Below are 6286 nucleotides of genomic sequence, written 5' to 3' on the forward strand. Positions count from 1 at the left end.
CGGGCCGTTCAGGGTGGCCGGTGGTCAGTGCGGGAGGGCCCAGGCGGGGGTCCAGGTTTCGGGGGTGGCGGGGGTGGGGGCGGCGGTGGCGAGGTGGGTGCGGAGGGTGGGCAGGGCGGGGTGGGGGTTGTCGCGGTGCCAGAGGAGTGAGTGGGGGTAGACGGGCGTCGGGTCGGTCACCGGGATGCGGCGCAGGCCGTGGCCGGCCGGCCAGACGAGGCGGGTCTGCTCGCTCATGAAGGTGGCCAGGGCCGGGGTGTCGGCGATGGTGTCGAGGAGGGCGTCGGAGCCGAAGTTGGGGCCGGTGGCCTCGATGGTGAGGCCGAACTCGGCGACCAGGTCGTCGTAGTAGGCGCCCCACTCGCTGCCGGGGAGGATGCCGGGCATCCAGATCCGGTGGCCGACCAGCTCGGCGACGGTCACCGACCGGGCGCCCGCCAGCGCGTGGGCCGGGCCGGTGAGGAGTTGGAGCGGTTCGTCGAGGACCCGGACGGACGCGATGTCCTCGGGCAGGGGCCGGCCGGGCATGGCGACGGCGCGGAAGGACGCGTCGATCGTGCCGGAGCGGAGGGCGGCGACGGCGGTCTCGATCTCCAGCAGCATCAGCACGTCGAGGTCGATCCCGGGGTGGGCGTGGTGGAAGCCGCGCATCAGGCCGGAGGCCGCCCCGCGCGAGGCGATCACGTCGACCCGCAGCGGGCGGCGGCCGGCGCGGACGGACGCGACCGCGCGCTCGGCGACGCGCAGCAGCTCGCGGGCGTGGGGGAGGAACGCCTGCCCGTCGATGGTGAGTTCGGCGCCGCGCGGGGTGCGGGTGAACAGCCGCACGCCGAGGTCGCGCTCCAGTGCGGCGACGCGCTTGGAGACGGCCTGCTGGGTGATCGCCAGGTCGACGGCGGCCCGCTGGAACTGGCCGGCCTCCGCGATGGCGGCGAAGGTGCGCACTGCTTCGAGGTCCACGTCGGCCCACCTTAGGGAACAACCCGTGGTTGTGCGGAGTGGGTGAACCGGTTGTTTGACCCGCCGCCGCGCCGCCCGGTTGGCTCGCCCCGGTCAACCTCGGTTTGTGCGGCCGAGGGCGGGACGGCGAGGGAGGGCACCGGGCATGACGGGCGAGAGACGGCTGGGCAGGCCGTTCGGCCGGCTGTGGGCGGCGTACGCGGTGAGCGCGTACGGGTCGGGGCTGGGGTTCGGGGCGCTGCCGCTGATCGCCGTACTGGTGCTGCACGCCGGCCCCGCGGAGGTGTCCGCGCTGTCCGCGGTGGGGCCCGCGGTGGGCGCGCTGGTGGCGGTGCCGCTCGCGCCGTGGGTGGAGTTCCGGCGCAAGCGTCCGGTCATGGTCGCGATGGACCTGGTCCGGTTCGCGGCCATGGCGACGATCCCGGTCGCCTACGCCTTCGGGCGGCTCGGCTTCGTCCAGCTGCTCGTGGTCTCGACCGTGGTCGCCGCGGCGAAGATCGCGTTCGGCGCGGCCGGCGGTGCCTACCTCAAGGCGCTCGTCCGGCCGGAGGACCTGCTCGTGGCCAACGCGCGCTTCGAGTCCACGAATTGGAGCTCCATCGCGATCGGGCCGCCGCTGGGCGGGGCGGCGGTCGGCCGGTTCGGGCCGGTCACCACCGTGGTGGCGGACGCGCTCGGCTACCTGTTCTCCGCGCTGTGCGTCCTCGCGATCCGGGGCCGGGAGGAGGCACCGCGGCGGACGGGCGGGAGCCCGCTCCGGGCCGACGGGAGCCCGTCCCGGGCCGGTGGGGTGCTCGACGGCTGGCGGCACATCGCCGGCGATCCGGGCCTGCGGGCGCTCCACCTCAACAACATGCTCGTCGCCGGCCTGATCATGGCCACCGAGCCGGTGCTCGCCGTGCTGCTGCTGGGCCAACTCCACTTCGCCCCTTGGCAGTACGGCCTCGCCTTCGCCGCCCCCTGCCTCGGCGGACTGGTCGGCTCCCGGCTGGCCCGGCGGGTCGTGGAGCGCCACGGCCGGGACCGGGTGCTCCGGACCGTCGGCACCCTGCGCGCCGTCTGGCTGATCGGCCTGGCCTTCGTCCGCCCCGGCGTGGCCGGCCTCGTCACCGTGATGGCCGTCGAGCTGGCGATCATCGTCAACATGAGCCTGTTCAACCCGGTGCTCGCCACCTACCGGCTCGAACGCACGCCCGCGCACCTCGTCGCCCGCACCCTGACGGCCTGGTCGATCGGGCAGCAGGCGGCCATCGCCGTCTGCACCGCGCTCGGCGGGCTGCTCGCCGCCGCCACCGGCCCGCGCACCGCCCTCGCCGCCGCCGGGCTGCTCGTCCTGGCCACCCCGCTCCTGCTGCCCCGACCGGACCGGGCACGAGCGGAGGCCGGACCGGGCACACCGGCAGAGCCGCCGCCGGGCCCACCGCCGGGCCCACCACCAGGCACGTCACCCGTACGGAGGACACCCGCATGAACACCGAGCCGGCACTCGACCCCGCGCACACCGCGCTCCTGGTCCTGGACTGCCAACCCGCGGTGCCGGCCGCGCTGCCCGAGGCCGGGGACCGCGAGGCCCTGCTCGACCGGGTGGCGGGAGCCGTCGCCGACGTGCGCGCCGCGGGCGGCACCGTCGCCTACGCCCGGGTCGGCTTCACCGAGGCCGACTGGGACGCCGTCCCGGCCGCCAACCGGTCCTTCGCCCCGCTGGCCCGGCACCGCGCCATGCATCACGAGGACCCGGCCGCCGCCGTCCACGAGCGGCTGGCGCCCCGGGCCGGCGACATCGTCGTGCGCAAGACCCGCTACGGCGCCCTGTCCACCACCGGCCCCGACCGGCGGCTGCGCGAGCGCGGCATCACCACCCTGGTCGTCGCCGGGCTCAGCACCGGTGGCGCTGTCCTGTCCACCGTGGTCGACGCGGCCGACCGCGACTACCGGCTGTACGTCCTGTCCGACGGCGTCGCCGACCCGGACCCGGAAGTCCACCACCTCCTGCTGCACCGGGTCCTCCCCTCCCGGGCCGGCGTTGTCGACACCGCCGGGCTGCGGGCCCTGCTGCGGGCCGGCTGACCGGGCGGTGGCGGCGAGGGGCCCCACCGCGCCCGGATCGGCAGTGTGTTCGAAGTGGCCGAGATCGATCTGGTTCCGGGGCGTCTCCAGCTGGTACCGGGCGTGTACGGCCGACAGCCGCAGGTCGGTCGACCCGCGGCTGCCGCGCTTCGTTCGGGTGCGCCGGAGGCGGCGCCGGGTTCAGTGGCGGGCGGCGAGGCCCTCCAGGGCGGGGACCAGGGCGGTCGGGGTGGGCAGGGCGGTGTTGTCGGCCTGCAGCCGGCGGGCGGCGTCGCGCAGCTCGGCGTCGGCGACGACGCGGTCGAGCAGCGCGGTGTCGACGGCGTCGGAGGTCGAGCTCAGGGCGGCGCCGGTGGCGGTGATGGCCTCGGCGTTGACGAAGTGGTCCGCGCCCTGCGGCAGCAGCAGCTGGGGCAGACCGGCCTGGAGGGCGGTCAGCATGGTGCCCGCGCCGCCGTGGTGGATCAGCGCGTCGGCGCGGCTGAGCAGCTCGTTGAGCGGGACCCAGGGCAGGCCGCGGACGTTGGCGGGCAGGGCGCCGAGCGGGTCGAGGTCGGCGCCGCCGACCGCGAGCAGGAAGTCGGCGTCGACCTCGCCCGCCGCCTCGACCAGGCGGACCACCGAGCGGACGCCGTCGAGCTCGGCGAGCACGGTGCCCAGGGTGACGACCACCCGCGGGCGCTCGGGCTTGCGCAGGAACTCGGCCGGGACGATGCCGCCGCCGTTGTACGGGACGTAGCGCATCGCGAGGCCGTCCGGGTCGCCGCCGAGCGGGCCGATGTTGAGCACCGCGGCGATGTCCGGGCCGGTCAGGCCGTGCTCCTCGTACAGGTCGGGCACGTGCGAGGCCACCAGCTCGGCCATCGGACGGCCGGGGCTGGCGCCGAAGTTCTGCACCACCGACGGGATCTTGAGCAGGCCGGCGACCACCGGGGCGGCGGCGTGGAAGGAGTCGTGGACGATCAGGTCGGCGCCCCAGGCGGTGGCGGCGGCCAGCAGGCCGTCCAGGTCGTGGCGGGAGGCGCGGGCGAACATGGCGGCCGCCATGTCGAAGATCTCTTCCTGGGTCCGGTCGTGGTTGACGTACTCGACCTTGCCGCCGAGGAGCTCCTCGATGATCTCCCGCAGGGTCCGGCCGTCGCCGATCTCGACGACCGGGAAGCCCGCGGACCGGATCAGGTCGACCGGCTGGCCGACGGCGAACAGCACCTCGTGCCCGGCGGCGCGCAGCGCCTGGGCGGTGGGCACCATCGGGTAGAGGTGACCGGCCGCGGTGGGGCCGGTGAAGAGTATGCGCATGGTCGTCTCCTTGCGAATGTCGCGAACAAGGCAGTCTCACCTTTGGAGTTGACGTTCAGTCAATTTGATTTCGATCACCATGCGCGGTAATCAGCCTTTCTGCGGCAGGGCTTGCCCCGGGGGCGATGGTGTGCTCCGGGAGGCAGCCCGACCGGCCGGTCAGGCGGCCGTCCGCGCGGCGGCGGCGAGGAGGAAGTCCCGGACGGCGCCGGTGAAGGCCTCGGTCTCCTCGGCGAGCACGATGTGGCCGGTGTCGAACTCGGCGTAGGCGCTGCCGGGCAGGGCGGCGTGCAGCCGGCGGGCGTTCTCCACCGGGACGGTGGCGTCCTGGGTGCAGCCGATCACCAGGGCGGGGGCCTGGACGCGGGGGAGCAGCGGGCCGAGGTCCAGGTCGAGGTTGAGGGCGATGTGCCGCAGCGTGCCCGGAGTGGGCCGCATGTAGGCGGTGTTGGCCTGGACGGCGGCGCGTCCGATCCGGTTGAGGAAGCCGCCGCTGAAGGCGGTGAGGGTGGCGTAGCCGCCGAACGCGGCGGGGTCGTCGGCGAGCGAGAGCCAGGTGGCCATGGAGAGCCGCAGGTACTCGTCCTGTTCCGCGCAGATCCAGCCGGCGGCGGCGACCAGGCGGCGGACCCGCTCGGGGTGCAGGGCGGCGGTCGCGGTGGCGACGACGGCGCCGAGCGAGAAGCCGAGGACGTCGGCGGGGCCGCGCCCGGCGTCCTCGATCACGGCGGCGACCTGGGCGGCCATGGCCTCCAGGGTGAGCGGGGCGCCGTCGTCCTCGGCGGTCTCGCTGCCGGAGAGGTCGGGCAGCAGCACGGTGTAGCGGTCGGTGAAGGAGTCCAGCAGGCCGTCCCACATGGCGGAGCCGGGGCCGGTGCCGTGCACCAGGACGAGGGTGTCGGGGCCGTCGCCGACGACGCGGTAGGGGATGCGGGCGGTGCCGACGGTGATGACGGGCATGGCGGCGGGTCCTCTCGATGGCGGGTCAGAAGGCGTGCGGGAAGGGGCCGGTCGGCTGGTTCGGCCCGGCCGGTCGGCACGAGAAGTAAACTACACAGTGCAGAGCAGTCATTCAACTGCACCGTGCAGTGCAATCTGGAGGTGTGGGAACGGTGAGGGACGGAACCGGGAGGGGAACTGCCCGTACCCGCCCGCCGTCCAAGCAGTGACGGAATGCCTGCCCGGGTTGAACACCGGGAGGAGTACGGAGGGGCCCTGTGCAGTCAGGTGGTGCCGAACTGAACGTCGGATGCCCGGGCGGCCCCGGGGGCGCGCGGGTCGCGCCGGGTCGGCGACCGGGGTCCGGGACGGGTGCGGCGACGGTCGATCAACTCGACGCGGCCGAACGCTGCGAGACGCTGCTCCAGGACACCCTGGACGCCGTCCGCCCGGCGCCGGTCTGGCAGGGCGCGCCCGCGCGGGCGGGGGCCCGGCTGTCGTTGCCGGGGCGCGAGTCGGAGCTGCTCTGGTACGTCACCCGGGGCCGGGACCTCCTCACCGTCGTCTCGCTGCCCCGACGGACGGCACTGGTCGGCGTGGTGGAGCGGCACTGGCGGCGGCGCGGCTGGACGATCACCTCGCTGGACGCCGGCCGGGAGCGCCCGAGGGTCACCGCGACCACCCCGGAGGGCTATCGACTGGCCCTGCGCTTCGGCGAGTTGGGCGAGGCCGGACTGACCGCGACCTCGCCGGGAGTGGCCCGTTCGGAGCGGGGCCCGGTGCTGTCCGGGGGCGTCGACCACTGCGCGCCGCCACTGCCGTACGTCAGTTGTCCGTACTGGAGCGCGCTGGTGTAGCCGAAGGGCCCGGGGACCGGGGGAGGCGTGGGGGGGGGGGGCCCCCCCCCCCGCCCCCCCCCCCCCCCCCCGCGCGGGGGGGGGGGCCGGCCCCCCCCCCCCCCCCCCCCCCCCCCCCCCCCCCCCCGGCGGGGCGCCGGCGCCCCCCCCCCCCCCCCCCCGCG

The 6286-nt window shown here is 75.6% G+C and carries 6 protein-coding genes; 3 read left to right on the plus strand and 3 right to left on the minus strand.

The window, feature by feature from the left end; all coding sequences use genetic code 11:
* Positions 1-24: 24 nt before the first annotated feature.
* On the minus strand, positions 25-960 hold the full coding sequence (locus tag ACFY0X_RS11355) for a LysR family transcriptional regulator (protein ID WP_387752164.1): 936 nt from the start codon (positions 958-960) through the stop codon (positions 25-27).
* Between the two features lie 145 nt (positions 961-1105).
* Here ACFY0X_RS11355 and ACFY0X_RS11360 point away from each other — a divergent pair, with 145 nt between their 5' ends.
* Together ACFY0X_RS11360 and ACFY0X_RS11365 are read left to right on the plus strand one after the other, a co-directional pair.
* The gene (locus ACFY0X_RS11360) at positions 1106-2431 is read left to right on the plus strand and encodes an MFS transporter (protein ID WP_387752166.1); all 1326 of its coding nucleotides are present in this window, start codon (positions 1106-1108) and stop codon (positions 2429-2431) included.
* Complete coding sequence (locus ACFY0X_RS11365; RefSeq protein WP_387752169.1) at positions 2428-3027, plus strand: cysteine hydrolase; 600 nt, start codon at positions 2428-2430, stop codon at positions 3025-3027. Before ACFY0X_RS11360 ends, ACFY0X_RS11365 begins: the two co-directional genes overlap by 4 nt.
* Before the next feature lie 180 nt (positions 3028-3207).
* Here the strand turns inward: ACFY0X_RS11365 and ACFY0X_RS11370 are convergent, their stop codons facing one another.
* Positions 3208-4326: a nucleotide disphospho-sugar-binding domain-containing protein gene (locus ACFY0X_RS11370; protein ID WP_387752171.1), complete on the minus strand. Its 1119-nt coding sequence runs from the start codon at positions 4324-4326 to the stop codon at positions 3208-3210.
* A 159-nt stretch (positions 4327-4485) separates the two neighbouring features.
* Positions 4486-5286: an alpha/beta fold hydrolase gene (locus tag ACFY0X_RS11375; RefSeq protein WP_387752174.1), complete on the minus strand. Its 801-nt coding sequence runs from the start codon at positions 5284-5286 to the stop codon at positions 4486-4488.
* A gap of 257 nt (positions 5287-5543) precedes the next feature.
* Here ACFY0X_RS11375 and ACFY0X_RS11380 point away from each other — a divergent pair, with 257 nt between their 5' ends.
* Positions 5544-6122 carry a hypothetical protein gene (locus ACFY0X_RS11380; RefSeq protein WP_387752176.1) on the plus strand — a complete coding sequence of 193 codons (579 nt, stop codon included), beginning with the start codon at positions 5544-5546 and terminating at the stop codon, positions 6120-6122.
* Positions 6123-6286: the final 164 nt, after the last annotated feature.

The organism is Kitasatospora sp. NPDC001547 (assembly GCF_042894165.1).
Taxonomy (GTDB): Bacteria; Actinomycetota; Actinomycetes; order Streptomycetales; family Streptomycetaceae; genus Kitasatospora.

What these genes read in the sequence shown, in the direction of transcription:
- ACFY0X_RS11360 (WP_387752166.1), top strand. Translation starts at nt 1,106, where the DNA reads ATGACGGGCGAGAGACGGCTGGGCAGGCCGTTCGGCCGGCTGTGGGCG.
- ACFY0X_RS11365 (WP_387752169.1), top strand. Translation starts at nt 2,428, where the DNA reads ATGAACACCGAGCCGGCACTCGACCCCGCGCACACCGCGCTCCTGGTC.
- ACFY0X_RS11370 (WP_387752171.1), bottom strand. Translation starts at nt 4,326, where the DNA reads ATGCGCATACTCTTCACCGGCCCCACCGCGGCCGGTCACCTCTACCCG.
- ACFY0X_RS11375 (WP_387752174.1), bottom strand. Translation starts at nt 5,286, where the DNA reads ATGCCCGTCATCACCGTCGGCACCGCCCGCATCCCCTACCGCGTCGTC.